14 protein-coding genes are annotated in these 16,985 nt (G+C 67.1%); 6 read left to right on the forward strand and 8 right to left on the reverse strand.

The annotated features are described in order from the left end of the window. The first annotated feature begins 580 nt into the window (after positions 1-580). Positions 581-1,447 carry a ZIP family metal transporter gene (locus AC6I0Y_RS10740; RefSeq protein ID WP_497731809.1) on the forward strand — a complete coding sequence of 289 codons (867 nt, stop codon included), beginning with the start codon at positions 581-583 and terminating at the stop codon, positions 1,445-1,447. Positions 1,448-1,973: 526 nt separating this feature from the next. On the opposite strand, the gene AC6I0Y_RS10745 is transcribed toward AC6I0Y_RS10740, so the two are convergent. Beyond that, on the reverse strand, positions 1,974-3,254 hold the full coding sequence (locus AC6I0Y_RS10745) for an O-acetylhomoserine aminocarboxypropyltransferase/cysteine synthase family protein (RefSeq protein ID WP_497731812.1): 1,281 nt from the start codon (positions 3,252-3,254) through the stop codon (positions 1,974-1,976). Between the two features lie 274 nt (positions 3,255-3,528). On the opposite strand from AC6I0Y_RS10745, the gene metA reads away from it, so the two are divergent. Together metA and AC6I0Y_RS10755 are read left to right on the forward strand one after the other, a co-directional pair. After that, positions 3,529-4,788: a homoserine O-acetyltransferase MetA gene (gene metA / locus AC6I0Y_RS10750; RefSeq protein WP_497731814.1), complete on the forward strand. Its 1,260-nt coding sequence runs from the start codon at positions 3,529-3,531 to the stop codon at positions 4,786-4,788. A gap of 2 nt (positions 4,789-4,790) precedes the next feature. Next, entirely contained in the window at positions 4,791-5,033 is a 243-nt protein-coding gene (locus AC6I0Y_RS10755) for a hypothetical protein (RefSeq protein WP_497731817.1), read from the forward strand. 56 nt (positions 5,034-5,089) lie between these two features. Here the strand turns inward: AC6I0Y_RS10755 and AC6I0Y_RS10760 are convergent, their stop codons facing one another. From AC6I0Y_RS10760 to lysA, 4 genes are all read right to left on the reverse strand, one after another. Beyond that, entirely contained in the window at positions 5,090-6,697 is a 1,608-nt protein-coding gene (locus tag AC6I0Y_RS10760) for a putative ABC transporter permease (protein ID WP_497731819.1), read from the reverse strand. Positions 6,698-6,740: 43 nt separating this feature from the next. Then, positions 6,741-7,427: an HAD family hydrolase gene (locus AC6I0Y_RS10765; RefSeq protein WP_497731822.1), complete on the reverse strand. Its 687-nt coding sequence runs from the start codon at positions 7,425-7,427 to the stop codon at positions 6,741-6,743. 177 nt (positions 7,428-7,604) lie between these two features. After that, positions 7,605-8,888 carry a homoserine dehydrogenase gene (locus AC6I0Y_RS10770; RefSeq protein ID WP_497731825.1) on the reverse strand — a complete coding sequence of 428 codons (1,284 nt, stop codon included), beginning with the start codon at positions 8,886-8,888 and terminating at the stop codon, positions 7,605-7,607. Positions 8,889-8,933: 45 nt separating this feature from the next. Then, positions 8,934-10,289 (reverse strand): diaminopimelate decarboxylase, encoded by a 1,356-nt coding sequence (lysA, locus tag AC6I0Y_RS10775; protein WP_497731828.1) that lies wholly within the window; start codon positions 10,287-10,289, stop codon positions 8,934-8,936. Between the two features lie 259 nt (positions 10,290-10,548). On the opposite strand from lysA, the gene AC6I0Y_RS10780 reads away from it, so the two are divergent. The 3 genes from AC6I0Y_RS10780 to AC6I0Y_RS10790 all read left to right on the forward strand — a co-directional run bounded on the left by AC6I0Y_RS10780 (position 10,549) and on the right by AC6I0Y_RS10790 (position 13,441). Further along, positions 10,549-10,947 (forward strand): molybdenum cofactor biosynthesis protein MoaE, encoded by a 399-nt coding sequence (locus tag AC6I0Y_RS10780; RefSeq protein ID WP_497731831.1) that lies wholly within the window; start codon positions 10,549-10,551, stop codon positions 10,945-10,947. A gap of 287 nt (positions 10,948-11,234) precedes the next feature. Continuing rightward, positions 11,235-12,512: an Mbeg1-like protein gene (locus AC6I0Y_RS10785; RefSeq protein WP_497731834.1), complete on the forward strand. Its 1,278-nt coding sequence runs from the start codon at positions 11,235-11,237 to the stop codon at positions 12,510-12,512. Continuing rightward, complete coding sequence (locus AC6I0Y_RS10790; protein WP_497731837.1) at positions 12,509-13,441, forward strand: SPFH domain-containing protein; 933 nt, start codon at positions 12,509-12,511, stop codon at positions 13,439-13,441. The genes AC6I0Y_RS10785 and AC6I0Y_RS10790 overlap by 4 nt, the downstream gene beginning before the upstream one ends. Before the next feature lie 243 nt (positions 13,442-13,684). Here AC6I0Y_RS10790 and AC6I0Y_RS10795 read toward each other — a convergent pair whose 3' ends face one another. The 3 genes from AC6I0Y_RS10795 to AC6I0Y_RS10805 all read right to left on the reverse strand — a co-directional run bounded on the left by AC6I0Y_RS10795 (position 13,685) and on the right by AC6I0Y_RS10805 (position 16,985). Further along, a complete protein-coding gene (locus AC6I0Y_RS10795) occupies positions 13,685-14,440 on the reverse strand; it encodes a hypothetical protein (RefSeq protein ID WP_497731840.1) in 756 nt (251 codons plus the stop codon). Between the two features lie 15 nt (positions 14,441-14,455). Then, entirely contained in the window at positions 14,456-15,328 is an 873-nt protein-coding gene (locus AC6I0Y_RS10800; protein WP_497731843.1) for a phosphoribosylaminoimidazolesuccinocarboxamide synthase, read from the reverse strand. Between the two features lie 148 nt (positions 15,329-15,476). Then, the gene (locus AC6I0Y_RS10805) at positions 15,477-16,985 is read right to left on the reverse strand and encodes a sensor histidine kinase (protein WP_497731845.1); all 1,509 of its coding nucleotides are present in this window, start codon (positions 16,983-16,985) and stop codon (positions 15,477-15,479) included.

Below are 16,985 nucleotides of genomic sequence, written 5' to 3' on the forward strand. Positions count from 1 at the left end.
GTCCTGTCCGGCGGCTGAAGCCTCCGGCCCACGGGGTCGCGCGTAGCCATGAGGCCGCGCCCGCTCCCGCGAGCGGCGGAGCCCGCCTCGCAGGGGTGTTTGTTTTCAAAAGTGCAGCTGACCTCGGGTGTTGGTTTCCTACGCCAACGCACGCGGTGTGGGCCTGGACTCCCTCCTTGCGCGCTTCCGAACTCGCACTGCCGTTACGGGGCTTTTGAAAGCGAACTTTTGCATTGTATATACGCGCTTCGACCAAAGTCAACGAAAACCAGGCAAAGCTGACGAAAATTCCCAGCTAAAGCGGGCAAAGCGGCTGGATCGACAACCGCGCCGCACCCAGAGAACGGCCCGCGGAACCGCCACGACGGCACGGCCCGACCGGAAGCATCGGCGCCGACGGGCGCGTCATCCGAGGCGTACCCAATGTCGCTTCCTCAGGCAACGCGGAGGGGCCCGACTGAAGTTAGCCTTAGTTTACGCTCGCTAAAGAATCGCCTTTCCTGACATCGTCGAGGGGTTTCATCATTATTATATTTGGGTAACTTTCGTCCCCACCCTCTCCGGAAGGCTGTATCGCGCCATGGAATCGATGGATCCGTTTCTGTTCATAACCCTCGTCACCCTGCTGGCCGGTGCCGGCGGAACGGGGCTGGGCGGCCTGGTCGGCGCCCTGTTCAAGAGCGAGTCGAACCGCACGGTCAGCCTGCTCCTCGCCTTCGCGGGCGGCGTGATGACCGCCATGGTGTGCTTCGACCTGCTTGCCGAGGCGGTGGAGGCGGCTCAGGAGGTCCACGAGCACGGGGTGTTCATCGCCGTGGCGGCCGTGGCCGCCGGCGTGGCGGTCGTTTACGGGCTCAACTACGCCATTGACCGGCGCACGCGCCACGAGGTGCCCCACGTAGCCGACGCCGACCACCCCGCCACCCATGACGACATCGACGAGCTCATTCACGCCGACCACTTCAACGAGCACAAGCGCAACAACGACTCACGCGTATCGCTGGTGGTGGCCGGCGTCGTCATGGCCTGCGCCATCGCGCTGCACAACATCCCCGAGGGCATGACCATCGGTGCCAGCTTCGCCATCTCGGACAACCTCATGCTCGGCACCGGCATGGTGATGGCCGTGCTCATCGGCCTGCACAACATCCCCGAGGGCATGGCCGTCGCCGTGCCGCTCATCAGCGGCGGCATGGGCCGCGTGCGCGCCACGCTGCTCACGGCCGCCTGCGGCGTGCCCACGCTGCTGGGCGCGTGGCTCGGCTTCTGGCTGGGCGACATCGGGCCGCTCGGGCTGTGCCTGTCGCTCGGCTTCGCATCGGGCGCCATGCTCTACGTGGTGTTCGGCGAGATCCTGCCCGAGGCCTACCTCATCTACCGGTCGAAGGCCCCCGCGTTCGCCATCATGGCCGGTCTCGCGCTCGGCCTCGTCATGATCTGCCTTTAGAGCCCGTCGCCCTTCCTCCGCACCTCGAAGGCGAGGAGGGGCCGCTCGTCGCCTGACCCTCGGCTATCCTTCGAGCTGGACGGGCGGCGCCGAGTCGCCGCCCGTCGCTGACAAGCTTGCCCCGCAGTCGGAAGCTGTCGGCCGCCTTCCGACGCGACCTGGCCACGCGCCCCACGAGAGCGCGGCAGGCTGCACTCATCGCTCCTCCCAATTCCATCGTCGCCAGCGCGCGAAAACGGCCGCACCTTGCACGCGATTTGAGCGTTTCTGGCCATTTGCTTCGAAATTCCGAGATAAAGCTGGCAAAACCCGATTTTTCCGCTTTGGATCGCGTCGATGAAAAATGCTGACCAGGCAAAACGGTGGCAAGCGCATGGAGGGAACAGGGTCACGCCTCGGAATTTCGAAGCAAATGGCCAGAAACGCCCCCTCCGCCTGCAACGGGCAGGACCAAAGCGGCCCGGTGTTTCCCGTGAAACACCGGGCCGCGCGCAGGAGATCGGGGCCTTCCAGCTCCTCGACGCCCTTAGATGGCCGCCAGCGCCTGGTCGAGATCGGCGATGAGGTCCGCGGCGTCCTCGATGCCGCAGGACAAGCGCACCAGATCCGGCCCTATGCCGGCAGCCGCCAGCTCCGCCTCGGTCATCTGGCGGTGGGTGCTGGCCGCGGGATGCAGCACGCAGGTGCGCGCATCGGCCACGTGCGTGGCGATCTGCGCCAGCCGCAGGTTCGCCATGAACGCCTCGGCCGCCTCGCGCCCGTCGGCCACGCCGAAGCTCACCACGCCGCAGCTACCCTCCGGCAGGTACTTGGCCGCGCGCTCATGCTCAACGTCGCCCGGCAGCGACGGATGGCGCACCCAGGCCACCTTCGGATGCGCTGCCAGGTACTCGGCCACCGCCAGGCCGTTGGCCGCATGACGCGCCATTCGCAGGTGCAGGCTCTCAAGCCCCAGGTTGATGAGGAATGCGCTCTGCGGGCTCTGGCAGCAGCCGAGGTCGCGCATGAGCTGGGCCGTCGCCTTGGTGATGAACGCCCCGCCTTGGCCGAACCGCTCGGTATACACCACGCCGTGGTAGCTCTCGTCAGGCTCGCACAGACCGGGGAACCTGTCGGCATGCGCCTGCCAGTCGAACGTGCCGCCGTCCACGATGACACCGCCCACGGTGGCCCCATGGCCGTCCATGTACTTGGTGGTGGAATGCGTCACGATGTCGGCGCCCCATTCCAGCGGCCGGCAGAGCACCGGCGTGGGGAACGTGTTATCCACCACCAGCGGTACTCCGTGGGCGTGGGCCGCAGCCGCGAATCGCTCGATGTCGAGCACGGTGAGCGCCGGGTTGGCGATGGTCTCGCCGAACACGAGCTTCGTGTTGGGGCGAAACGCCGCCTCGAGCTCGGCGTCCGAACAGTCGGGCTCGACGAAGGTGCACTCGATGCCCATGCGCCGCAGCGTGTGGGACAGCAGGTTGAACGTGCCGCCGTAGATGGACGCCGACGACACGATGTGATCGCCCGCCCCCGCGATGTTGAAGACGGCCATGAAGTTGGCGGCCTGGCCCGACGACGTGAGCATGGCGGCGGTGCCGCCCTCCAGCTCGGCGATCTTGGCCGCCACCGCATCATTGGTGGGATTGGCCAGGCGCGTGTAGAAGTAGCCGGACTCCTCCAGGTCGAACAGGCGGCCCATGGCCTCGCTCGTGCCGTACTTCCACGTGGTGTTCTGGTAGATGGGAACCTGTCGCGGGTCGCCGTCGCCGGGGCGCCAGCCGCCCTGGACGCACGTAGTGCCGATGGTCTCGCTCATAGGATGGCCTTTCGTCGTGCCGGAGAAGAACGCCGCCTATTGTACGACGAGGGCACAGCTGGCGTCTCCCTCGCATTCGATATAGCCAGCTACCCGATAAACGAATAAGCCGATAACCGCTCTGCGCCTCCGCCCGCGCAGCCTTCTTATATAGTAGGATGCGCCAAACGCGCGCCCCTGCGCCTGCGCGCCCCTGCGCCCGCACAGCCGCGCGCCCGCGCCGCCGCCAGCAAGCCGGCCAGGCGCGACCCTGCCCCAACCAAAGGAGCCCGCCATGCCCATACGCATCCCCGACTCGCTTCCCGCCACCCAGGCGCTCGAAAGCGAGAACATCTTCGTCATGACGGAGTTTAGGGCCATGCACCAGGACATTCGCCCGCTCAAGCTGCTGCTGCTCAACCTCATGCCCACCAAGATCACCACCGAGACGCAGATCCTGCGCAAGCTGTCCAACACGCCGCTGCAGGTGGAGGTCGAGCTGCTTCAAACCGCCAGCCACGACTCCAAGAACACCGCCGCCGAGCACCTAGAGGCCTTCTACACCACCTTCGACCAGGTGCGTGACCGCCACTTCGACGGCATGATCATCACCGGCGCCCCGGTAGAGCAACTCGACTTCGAGGACGTCGATTACTGGGACGAGCTGTGCGACATCATGGCCTGGTCCGCCACGAACGTGCACTCCACGCTCCACATCTGCTGGGGTGCGCAGGCCGGCATCTACTTCCACTACGGCGTGCCCAAGCACGGGCTGGACGAGAAGACGTTCGGCGTGTTCGCGCACCGCCTGACGAAGCGCACCTCGCCGCTCGTGCGCGGCTTCGACGACGACTTCTGGGCGCCCCACTCGCGCTATACCGAGGTGCGCGCCGCCGACATCGAGGCCCATCCCGACCTGGAGCTGGTGGCCGTCTCCGACGAGGCCGGCGTCTACATCGCCAAGTCCACCGACAGCCGTCACTTCTTCGTGTTCGGCCACCCCGAGTACGACCGCGAGACCCTGCGCGCCGAATACGACCGCGACATCGCGAAGGGCCTGGCCATGGCGGTGCCGGCCCACTACTTCCCCGACGACGACCCCGCCGCCGAGCCCGTCGCGCGCTGGCGCTCGCACGCCCAGCTGCTCTACACCAACTGGCTCAACTACTACGTCTACCAGACCACCCCCTACGACATCGACGCCATCGGCACCGACGAGGAGGCGGAAGGCCCCAGAGCCGAAGCCCGCACGAATGTTTCACGTGAAACATCGACGGAAGCCCCGGCCGCCCGCACCTCCCGCGAGGCAGCAGGCGGCGCCGATGAGAGCGGCACGGGCGAGAAAGGCGCGGAAGGCGCGAACGCGAACGCGGAGGGCGCGAACGCGAACGCGGAGGGCGCGCGGGACAGGGACGCAAGCGCCGAAGCCCGCACGAATGTTTCACGTGAAACATCGGCGGAAGCCCCGGCCGCCCGCGCCTCCCGCGAGGCAGCGGGCGGCGCGCGAGTCGCGAACGCGGGCGCAAGCCGCACCGACGCGGAAGCAGGCGCATAGCGATGGCCATCGACCCGCGGAAAGATCCGAACGCGACCGTCGTCACCACGCCGCTGCCAAGCCAGATCGCCCGGAAGCAGGCCGCCCGCGCGGCGGCCGAGCACGCGGGCGGGTCGGGCACGGCGGAGGCGCCCGCGCCGCCCGACCCCTTCCGCCGTCCGGCCAACGAGGACGACGACGGCTACGACCCCTACTCCGACCGCCCCGCCGACAACCCCCTCTTCGAGCGCGATCCTTGGAATTAAGAGGGGGCGGACGCACGAGGGGCCCCTTCGAGAAGGGGCCCCTCGTGCGTCTTCGGCTACTTCCCGCCGCGGACCGCGTCGTCCGGATGGATGCTCATGGACTGGAAGCGATGCTCCATGTAGGCATTGTCGAAATGCCTGTCGTAGAAGCTCTGGATGGGCGTGTCCACCTGGTTGCCCGAGAGGCGCTCATACCAGCAGTCGAGCGACTGCAGCGTCATGATGGCGTCAGCCAGCATGAGCGCGGCGCACACCGTGGTCACCGCATAGCGCCAGTTCCACGGGATGAGGTTCACGATGCGCAGCATCACCGGCAGCAGCAGCTTGATCCACACCACGCCGAGCACGCCCCACATGATCATGAACAGCCCGCACGTCCGCCCGCCGATGGAGAGCCACATGCCCGTGTAATCCCAGGCCACCGCGCCGAAGGCATACTGCATGAACACGCTGGTGAAGTACTCGAACGCCCCGCCGATCACCGCGCTCACGAAGAAGATGAGCACGACGTTCTTCTTATGGAACCGGTTGAGGAACACCGTCATCAGCACCGCGCCGATGCCGTAGATGGGCGAGAACGGCCCGAACAGCAGCCCCGCGCGATCCTGGTACTGGCCAGGATCCACCACCAGGAAGTGGTAGACCGTCTCGATCCCCAGGCCCAGCACCGAGCACACCACGAATATCCAGAACAGGTTGAAGAAGTTGAGCGTGATGAAGCCCCGGCCCGTCTCGTCCAGGCCCAGCGTGCCCGCCTCGGCCTCGTCTCGCAGGTCCATGTCACGCAGCTTTCGCCGCAGCTCGCGCTCCTCGGCGAGTGACGGATCGAGATAGGACTGCATGGCAACGGCAAACACGAGCAGCACGCCGTAGCCGATGAGGTAGTACCCAATGCCCTGGAGCATGACCGAGCACAGCACGCCCACCACCAGCAGGATGAAGATGAAGTCGAGCGTGAGCGCGGCCAGGCGCCGGCGGTTGCGCAGCAGGCGCAGGCCGAAGAAGGCGAACGACGCCAGCAGTAGCGCGTAGTCCGTCGTCATGGCAATCTGCACCACGAGCGTTGAGATGCCCAAGGTCTCGATGCTCTCGGGCTGGAACAGGCGCCACGCCTCCAGCACGCCCCAGACGACGCCGGCCAGGTTGTACACGCCAGCCACCAGGCACAGCACGCCGAGCACCTTCATGGCCAGCGGCAGCTTCTTCTTGTCGCTCGGCCCCTCGGTCTCGCTGACGATGCGCTGGCCGACCTCCTCGATGGCCTCGCGCCGATGCTCGACCGCCTGCTTGGCAGCCTCCAGCTCGCGCGACGGATGGGCCAGGTCATCGGCGAGGCGCTCCACCTTGGCCGACTCGCGGGCCACGGCGGCGGCCGCGCCCTCGCGCAGCGCCTCCGGGTGCGTGAGCAGCTCGGCCGCGCGACGGAGGTCGGCCTCCTTGCGGCGGGCGCTCTGCCCGGCAGCCGCCCGATCCATCTCCAGCTCATGGCGCGCAGACGAGACGCCCTCGACCAAGCCCTCCTTGGCCCGGCACTCCGCCTCTCTCACCTCGCGCTCCGCGACGGCTTCGGCCGCGGCCGCATCCTCGCGCACGATGCGCGCGGCCTTCTCGGCCTCCTCGCTCAGACGCTCCTCTGCTCCGGGGGCGTGGTGACGCTCGGTCATGGGGGAACAACTCCTCGACAACGGGAAGGTACAGTCCCTTTGATTATAGGCGAGCCTGCGCGCGGACCAAGAAGTCGTCAGGATTCAGTTGACTAAACCCACGGATGGCCAGGTCGGCCTCGGCTGCCAAGTCGTCATAGGAGCCGGCCAGATCGTTGTCGTAGACGCCCACGGTGCCGTAGCCGGCCGCAGATAGAGTGCGCACGGCGTACAGCGCGTCCTCGAAGCCCCACGTCTGGGCGCGCGTCGTCCCAAGCGGCTCGCGGGCGCGGTCGTACACCGCCGGCTCGCGCTTGGAGGCTCCCACGTCATCCACCGACACGATGTCCGCCAGGTAGGGCGCGAACCCCGCATGGGCGAGCCCTGCGCGCAGCAGCGGCGCCGGTGTGGACGACGCCACGCTCTGGGGCACGCCGCGCTCGGCCAGGGCGCGCACGAAGGCGAGCGCGCCGGGACGCTCCTGGGCGCGGTTCGCGTAGAAGTCCATCATGAACTCGTCGATCATCCCCTTCACCGCAGCGCCCGACGCGCCCAGCCCGAACTTCTCGTGGAAGAAGTCGCCGCACTCAGGGATGGTGAGGGTGGTGATGTGGTCGGTGTCGGCCTTGGTCAGCGTGAAGCCGCCCTGCGCCGCCAGCTCGTCCTCGAGCGCGCGCCACACCCCCATCGAGTCGATCAGCGTCCCGTCGCAGTCGTAGACGACGCCCACTCGCGGACTTTTCCCCTGCATCGGCAATCTCCCTTTCCCGTCAGTGTCAGCAAGAGGCCCCCTGGCTTTCCAGATGCCCCGAGAACGCGAGAACGCGCACCTTCGGTACGCGACGATCGTTCGCAGGGAGCAGCCGGAAAGCCAGGGGGCCTCGCAGCGTCGGCCGACTCGTCGTTGCGCCGGCGACGACGAGTCCGCCTACTCTTCCACGCGGATGAGCGACGGCTCGGCGTGCAGCACGTCTTCCAACGCCGCTATCTCGTCGATGACGGCGCGGATGGCGCGCTCCTGGGCGGTGTGGGTGACGTACACCACGTCCACCACGCCGCTCTTGCCCTTGCCGCGCTGCACCACGGAGTGCACGCTCACGTTGTGCTGGGCGAACACGCCGGTCATGGCCGCCAGCACGCCGGGGCGGTCGGACACGCTGAAGCGGATGTAGTACTTCATCTCCAGCTCCTCCATGGGGAGGATGGGCAGCGCGTCGGTGCAGGTGCAGCCGACGATGGGGCCCACGCCCTGCTGGATGTGGCGCGCCACCTCCAGCACGTCGCCCATGACGGCGCTCGCCGCAGGGCCCGAGCCGGCGCCGGCGCCGAAGAACATGGTCTCGCCCACGGCGTCGCCCACCACGTAGATGGCGTTCATTACGCCGTTCACCGTAGCCAGCTGGTGGGTGTCGGGGATCATGGTGGGGTGCACGCGCACGTCGATGCCCTCGGGGCGACGGTGCGCGATGGCCAGCAGCTTCACCACGTAGCCCATGTCACGGGCGGCCTCCAGGTCCACGGGGCTGATGGAGGTGATGCCGCTCGTGTACACGTCGTCCATCACCACACGCGAGTTGAAGGCGATGGAGGCCAGAATGGCGATCTTGGCCGCCGCGTCGAAGCCGTCCACGTCGGCGGAGGGATCAGCCTCGGCGAAGCCGGCGGCCTGGGCCTCGCGCAGGGCCTCGTCGTAGTCCATGGCGTCGTCGGCCATGCGGGTGAGCATGTAGTTGGTCGTGCCGTTCACGATGCCCATGACCGACGTGATCTCATTGGCGATGAGCGAGTGCTTGAGCGGGTCGATGATGGGGATGCCGCCGCCCACGCTCGCCTCGAAGGCGATCTCCTTGCCGGCGGCAGCCGCGGCGTCCATGACCTCCTGGCCGTGGGTGGCCATGAGCGCCTTGTTGGCGGTGACCACGTTCTTGCCAGCGGCCAGGGCCCCCAGCACCACGGTGCGCGCGAAGGTGGTGCCGCCGATCAGCTCCACCACCAGGTCGATGTCGGGGTCATTGATGACCTCGTTGAAGTCGTCGGTGAACAGGTGCCCCACGCCATGCGCCTCGGCCTCTGCCGAGCTGAGCGAGCACACGCGCGCCAGCTCCACGTCAATGCCGTAGTGGCGCTTGAAGTCGTCCTTGTGGTTCTGCAGGATGTCGATGCAGCCACCGCCGACGGTGCCCGTTCCGACCAGTCCAATCCTCACTGCCATGGGTTCTCTCCTATCGCTGCCAAGGCCTGCGGGCCCGGCTCTTCCCTAGAGGTCTCTCGCGTACAGGTCATTATACGTCTCACGCCGGGTGACCACGCGGGCCTGCCCGTCGCGCACGAAGACCACAGCCGGGCGGGGCTGCCCGTTGTAGTTGCTGGCCATGGTCATGTTATAGGCGCCCGTGCCGAACACGCACACCACATCCCCCAGGTCCGGGTGCTGCAGCGGCATGTCGATGACCACCGCGTCCCCGCTCTCGCAGTGCTTGCCGCACAGGGTGACAATCTCGGTGCGCGGCTGGCCCGCCTTGTTGGCGATGACCGGCTCGTAGTCCGCATGGTAGAGCGCCGTGCGGATGTTGTCGGACATGCCGCCGTCCACGGCCACGTACTTGCGGATGCCGGGCAGCGTCTTCAAGATGCCCACCGTGTACAGCGTGACGCCGGCGTTGGCCACCAGGCTGCGGCCCGGCTCCACCAGCAGGCGCGGCAGGGGCAGGTCGTGATCGGCGCAGAACTCGCGCACCGCCGCGCAGGTGACCTCGGCGAAGTCGTCGATGGAGGACGGCCTGTCCTCGGCCGTGTAGGCGATGCCCAAGCCGCCGCCCAGGTCGAGCTCCTCGATGAGGTAGCCGTAGCCCTCGCGGATGCGCGCCATGAACTCCACCATCACCTGGGCCGCCTCGCGGAAGGAGTGCAGCGCGAAGATCTGCGACCCGATGTGGCAATGCAGGCCCGCCAGGCGCACGTTGGGCGCCGCCAGCACGTCGGCCACGCACTTATAGGCGAAGTCCTCCAGCATGGTGAAGCCGAACTTCGAGTCCTCGCAGCCGGTGCGGATGTACTCGTGGGTGTCGGCCTCCACGCCAGGGGTGATGCGCATATATATGTCCTGCGTCTTGCCCAGGCGTCCCGCTATCTCGGACACGCGAGCCAGCTCGATGCGGCTGTCGAGGATGATGCGCCCCACGCCGGCGGAGATGGCCTCCTCCAGCTCCTGCGGGGTCTTGTTGTTGCCGTGGACGAACACGCGCTCCATCGGGAACCCGACGCTCTGGGCGCAGGCCAGCTCGCCGCCGCCCGACACATCCAGGCACAGCCCCTCGCGCTGGGCCAGGCGCAGCACCTCCTTGTTGAGGAACGCCTTGGAAGCGTAGATGATGTCGGAGTTCTCGTAGCGGGCGCGGAAGGCCTCGCGGTACGCCTCCATGCGCGCCACCAGGTCGGCCTCGTCGAAGACGTAGAGGGCCGTGCCCTGCTCGCGGGCCAGCTCCACCATGTCCACGCCGCCGATGAACAGGTGGTCGTCGCGCACCTCGGCGGTGGCGGGCAGCACCGCGCCCAGCTCCATGGTGATGCGCTGATCGGGCTGCTTGGTCAGGTCGGATGCAGGAAGTGACATGCCGCGTCCTTTCTTCATCGCGCGCGCCCGTCACGACCGCCTGCGCGCCTCAGCGCCAGGCCGGCCGTCGACGCGCCACGCCGTCGGTTCTCGTGAATTCTCGCTATCTTACCAGCCGACCTGGCGGTTTCCCATGTCCACCCCGTTAAATCACGCGAGAGCGAACCAAGCGGCACGCGCCCTTATCCTCGGATGTGGTATATTCTCCCCGGCAGATAAAGTCTACCGAACAAGTAAGCTTTAAGCGAAAGGTGGCACCATGGCGAAGACCGAACCCTCCGTCGACCAGTGGCTTGCCGAGGCCAAGGCCGATCCGGCGGCGGCCCAGTGCGGCATGTTCCTCACCCACAACGGCGTCGTGCGCGTCACGCCCAAGAAGCAGGTGCGTGAAGGCGTCGAGGGCCTGGGCGAGGTGGTGGCCGTTGAGTTCTCCTACGACGCCGAGGGCCTGGCTGCGGCTGAGGCCGAGGCGCTCACCTGGCCGGGCGTCTACTACGTGCGCACCTGGCTCAACGAGGGCCGCTGCGAGGTGGGCGACTCGCTCATGTACGTGCTCATCGGCGCCGACATCCGCCCCAACTGCATCGACGCCCTCCAGAAGCTCGTCGGCCACATCAAAAACGAGCTGGTCGTCGAGAAGGAGCTCTTCGCGGAGTAACGCACGCGAGGTCATGTCGCGACCGCGAAGGGGGCCCGCCGCGTACTGCGGCGGGCCCCCTTCGTCATGCGGCGCAAGATTCCTCGGTCGTCCCGCCTGGCCGCAGCTGGTCTCCGCCCCGCCGCCGGGGAGAGCCCTTGCGTCGCGCGGCCTCGGGTTCGCCGCCCCTTCGCGCAGATCACGTTACGCCCTGCCAACCACCGCGGGACGCCGGTACGAGAGCGGGCTCACGGGCCTACACTGGAAGCTGAGAGAATCAGTCAGACTTTCGCGAATGCGAGGACGCCATGCCCTACCTCCTCGACTACCTGGATACCGAGTTCGCCCCCTTCGAGCGCGAGCCTTTCAACGTGCTCGACGCCGCCGTACTCACGCAGTTCGCCATGATCCGCAGCAAGGGGGTCATCCCCGCGCTGCGCGAGCGCGCTGGGTTCGCCGACGTGCGCACCGTCGTGCGCAACGCGCTGGGCCCGCGGCGTAAGCCGGCTCGTTTTCGCGAGCTGCTGCGCGCCGAGGACTTCCCCACCATGTTCACCGGGCTTGACCCCGACCGCATCAAGCAGTGCCTCTTCTCGCTGGCCGCCAGTCCGCGCTTCCGCGACATGACGGCGCGCGACTACCTGAGCCTGCTCGACACCGAGCGCGAGACGCAGTTCGCGGCCGTCACCCTCGTCTACAAAAACGACTTCGCCTTCATCGGCTTTCGCGGCACCGACACCTCGCGCACCGGTTGGAAGGAGGACTTCAACATGACGTTCTCCGCCCCGGTGCCAGCCCAGGAGCACGCGGCGCGCTACCTGGAGACAGTGGCCCCGCACCTGCCGCGCCGCCTGTTTATCGGCGGCCACTCCAAGGGCGGGAACCTGGCGGAGTATGCCGCGCTCAAGGCCAGCCCCGCCGTCCAGGACCGCCTGGAGAAGGTGTTCATCCTCGATGGCCCCGGCTTCAAGGACGGCCTGTTCGCAGCCGAGGACTACGCGCCCGTGGTCGGGCGGATGCACAAGGTGATCCCCGAGGGCGCGCTCGTGGGCATCTTGCTGGACTCCCTGGCGCCGCTGCGGGTAGCACCCAGCAGCGCCAAGGGAATCGCCCAGCACTCGGTGTTCACCTGGGAGGTTGACCCGGAGGCGCACGACTTCCGCTACCTGGACGACCTGCCCGACGCCACAAAGGACACGGCCGCCACCTTGCGGGTATGGCTCGACCGCTACGACGACGCCGAGCGCGAGCAGGTGGTGGAGGCCCTCTTCCGCGCCATCGACGTCTCGGGCGCCGAGGACGCTCTGGACTTCCTAGCCGGCGGCCCGCACGCGCTCAGCCTGCTGACCAACGCCGCGCTGCGGGTGGACGGCGCCGACCGCGCGCTCGTCTTCGACGCCGTGCGCAGCTTCGTGGAGGTGTCAGCCGCCCAGGCAGCCGCCAACGCCGGGCAAGCCGTTCAGGGCGCCGCCATCACCGCCCAAGCCGTCGGCGAGGTGGTGGGCGAGATGATCGGGGAGGCCGTGGGCAACGCCATCGATCGTGTACAATCAGGAGCGTCCCCTAAGAATCGGAGGCTCCCATGATCACCCTGATCGCAATCATCGTCCTGCTCGTGCTGCTCGGCTGGATGAGCCTGTTCATCGTGCCCCAGCAGAAGGCGGTCATCATCGAGCGCCTGGGCAAGTTCAACCGCGTCACCGGCGCGGGCCTGCGCATCAAGATCCCGCTCATCGAGGTCATCGCCGCGCGCGTCGACCTGCGCACCCGCCAGGAGGAGTTCGCCATCGACGCCAAGACGCGCGACAACGTGACGGTAACCATGGCCATCGCCGCGCAGTACCGCGTGAGCACGGCGCCCGGCGCCACGCCGCAGCAGTCCGGCATCTACCGCAGCTACTACATGCTGGCCAACCCCGTGTCCCAGATGCGCTCGTACCTGATCGACGCACTGCGCTCCTCGGTGCCGCAGTACACGCTCGACGAGGTGTTCGACAAGAAGGACGCCATCGCCTCCGACGTGAACCGCACCGTGTCCGACCTGATGGTGGACTACGGCTACGATGTGGTGTCCACGCTCATCACGAGCATCGACCTGCCCTCCGACGTGGAGCAGTCCATGAACCGCATCAACTCCGCCCAGCGTGAGAAAGAAGCGGCCCAGTCGCTCGCCGAGGCCGAGCGCATCAAGGTGGTCACCGAGGCCCGCGCCCGCGCTGAGGCCATGGAGCAGGCCGGCCGCGGCATCGCCGCCCAGCGCAAGGCCATCGCCGACGGCATCTCCGAGTCGCTTGCGGTCATCAAGAGCTCGGGCGTGTCGGCCACCGAGGCCAACCAGCTGTTCATCTTCACCCAGTGGACGGACATGATGAGCGAGTTCGCCCGCAACGGCCGCCAGACCACCGTGGTGCTGCCAAGCGACTTCTCGCAAACGGCCTCCATGTTCGAGCAGATGCTCGTCGCCAACGGGGCGGAGGAGGAGAGCGAGTTCGTCATCGTCGAGAAAGACGAGTAGCGCTCCTGCGATCCGCTATCGCCAGGTGGCGGGGCCACGCGCGTCCGCCACTGCCACGTTTTGCCGCCAAAATGGCACTGATCCCGAGTTTGGTACGGTAAGACAGCCGAGATTGGGCGCACGGCATTGCATTTGCCCAGGAAAAGGAAGGGTCCCGACCTCCAAAATGGAAGTCGGGACCCTTTTTACCGTACCAAACTCGGGATCAGTGCCATCCCACGCCGAAAAAGCGGCGGTGAGCCACTACTTGGCGTCAGCCTTGGGCGTCTCGGCGGTCTCGGCAGCCTTCGCAGCCTTCGCAGCGGCCTTCGCAGCGGCCTTCTCCTCCTTCGCCTTCTCGCGATTCGAGAGGCGGAACCCGCTGCCGAACAGGCCGCGGCGCGCAGGCTTCTCGTCCTTCGGCTGCTCCTCGGCCGCCTGCTCGGCGGCGTTGGCCTCGGCAGCTGCCTTCTGCGTCTTGGGGTTGCGGCTCGCGTTCTTGCCCGACCCCTTCTTCGACGACGCCTGGGCTGCGGCGCGAGCGGCAGCTCGCTCCTCCTTCTTCTGCTTCGCCTCCAAGGCGACCATGCGATCCTGATACGCACGGCGCTCCTTGCGAATCTTCGAGAAGTCGACATAGAACGCGGCGATGATCAGGGCATACGCAGCCACGATAATGCCCATGGACACCGCGTCGCCCAGCGACTCGCGCAGGAAGAACGAGCCGGCCGTGCACACCACGGCACCCCCCAGCAGGCCCCACCACAGACGGCGGAGGCGCTTGTACTCCTTCGTATCGGGGTTGTAGTACTTGCGGTCGAGCGCACGCTGCTCATCCTGGGCCTTGCGGCGCGCGGCCTTGGCATCGGCCTTCTTCTGCTGCGGCGTCTTGGAGGACGTCTGCACCACCACCGAGGCCGCCGCCTTGCTCTTGGGCTTGGCCGACGCGGCGCTCTTGCGCGTCTTGCCCTGGTGATCCTCGGACTGATAGCGCTCGTTCATCGGGTTTCGCTGAGACATGATTCTCCTTGGGGTCTATCGCTCGAAGGTGCGGCCCGTGATGATCTCATAGGCCTGGATGTACTTCTCGGACGTAGCGTCGATGATCTCCTGGGGCAGGCGCGGCGGGTTGCCGGTCTTGTCCCAGTTGGCGGTGAGCCAGTCGCGGACGAACTGCTTGTCGAAGCTGGGCTGGTCGGCGCCCTCCTCGTAGGTGCCACCGGGCCAGAAGCGCGAGGAGTCGGGCGTGAGCACCTCGTCGGCAAGGATGATCGCGCCGTCCACCACGCCGAACTCGAACTTGGTGTCGGCGATGATGACGCCGCGCTCGGCCGCGTGGTCGGCCGCGGTCTGGTAGACGCGCACGGCCAGGTCGCGCAGAGCGGCCGCGTCGGCCTCGCCGATGAGCTCGGCGCAGCGCTCGAAGCTGATGTTCTCGTCGTGGTCGCCGATCTCGGCCTTGGTCGAGGGCGTGAAGATGGGCTCGGGCAGCTTCGCCGAGTTGACCAGGCCCTCCGGCAGCTCGATGCCGCAGACCGTCCCCTCACGCTGGTATTCCTTCAGCCCGCTGCCGGCCAGGTAGCCGCGAACGATGCACTCGACGGGGAACATGTCCGCCTTCTTCACCAGCATGAAGCGGCCGCGCAGGTAGTCGGCGTAGGGCTGGAACTCCTCGGGCAGATCGGCCACATCGGCGGAGATGAGATGGTTGTCCACCACGTCACCGAGAAGCTCGAACCAGAAGCACGAGAGCTGCGTGAGCACCTGCCCCTTGTAGGGGATCTCGTCCTCCAGGATGTAGTCGAACGCCGAGATGCGATCCGTGGCAACCAGCAGCAGCCTGTCGCCCAAATCGTACAGATCGCGAACCTTGCCCTGGGCATCGGGCTTGATGTCGATTCCCGTCATGGCGAACCCTCCCCTTCGTAGAAAAACCCACGTTCGAACGCGCGACTAACCATTATCGCACAATCTCAAGGAGCACACGGGGAAAGCCCGCCCCACCGTCCCATCCGCCCTCAAGAAGCAGAAAGGCGCGGGGGCAGGGAGGTCGATCCTACCCGATCTTGCCGCTGTTGTGGGCCTTGGCCTTTCCCTGCTTGGCGGCGCGGGCCTGCTTGGCGGCCTCCTTGGCCTGGGTCTTCTCGCGAGCGCGGGCGCGCTCCTCATCATAGAGCGGGATGTGGATGGTGAAGCAGGCCCCCTTGCCCTTCTCGCCCTCCACCTGCACCCAGCCGCCGTGCCGATCCACGATCTCCTTCACCACGGCCAGGCCCACGCCCAGGCCGCCGCTCTCGCGGGTGCGGCCGGCATCGGCGCGCCAGAAGCGCGAGAACACCATCTTCGCCTCTTCGCGCGAGAGGCCGATGCCCGTGTCCTTCACCGCGATGGACGCCATGATGTCGCCGCGCCTCACGCTCACGTCGATGGTTCCGCCCTCGGGGGTGTAGCGCACAGCATTGGAGATGAGGTTGGCCGTGGCCTGGCGAATCATGTCCGGATCGCCCATGACATACACGTCGGGCTGGGCCTCGTAGCGCAGCGTCAGGCCGGAATCAGAGACGAATATCTCATGTGTGGCGATGATGCCCTCGATGAGCTCGCCGACGTTGACGATCTCCTCCTTCATGGGGTTGGCGCGGTTCTCCAGGCGCGACAGGCGCAGCAGCGCGTCCACCAGGCGCGACAGGCGCTGAACCTCGGAATTCACCGTCACCAGGCGCTCCTCGTCGGCCTCGTAGACGCCGTCGACCATCGCCTCCACCGTGGCCTGGATGGCCATGAGGGGCGTGCGCAGCTCATGGGCCACGTCGGTGGTGAGCCGCCGCTCGAGCATACGATCCTTCTCCACCGACTCGGCCATGGCGTCGAACGTCTCGCCCAGGCGGGCGATCTCGTCTTCGCCGTGCAGCTCGGTGCGGGCGGACAGGTCGCCCTCCTTGATGGCGCGCGCCGTGGAGGTCATGCGGTTGATGGGGGCCACCAGGTTGCGCGCGAACAGGAAGCCGATGCACGACGCCAGCACGATGGCCACCAGGGCGGCGATGCCCATGGCCTGGTAGGAGTTGTCGCGGAACTCCTGGTCGGGCTGGCGCATGAGCGTGTCGGAGCCATACACCCAGATGCGCACCGACCCCACCGCCACGCCATCCACGACGATGTTGGCCATGGCCACCTGGGAGGCGTCGTTAGGCTCGAAGGAGCGCTGGAAGCCGTCGACGTCCTCGTCGATGACGATGGACGAGTCGAACGGGGCGCCGCCGGCGGCGTCGATCACCTTCACGCCCACGCCGGTGGTCATCTCCACCACCTGGGCAGCGGGCTTGGTGGTGTCGGGGTTCCACAAGTCCCCCGTGCGCTCGTAGATGGTCGCGATACGCTGGGCCGTGATGTTGGCCGTGTTGCGCATGTTGTCGGTGGTGTAGGTCTGGAAGTGCTGCTCCCACACGAACGACACCACGCCGATGGCCACCAGGGCCGTCATGGCCGCTATGAGGGCGAAGGCCAGGGTGACGCGCGTAGTGTAGGAGAAGCTCGACCAGGCGAGGCGCTTCTTGTCTTCCAC

This window comes from Adlercreutzia sp. St.1H8, from assembly GCF_059728655.1.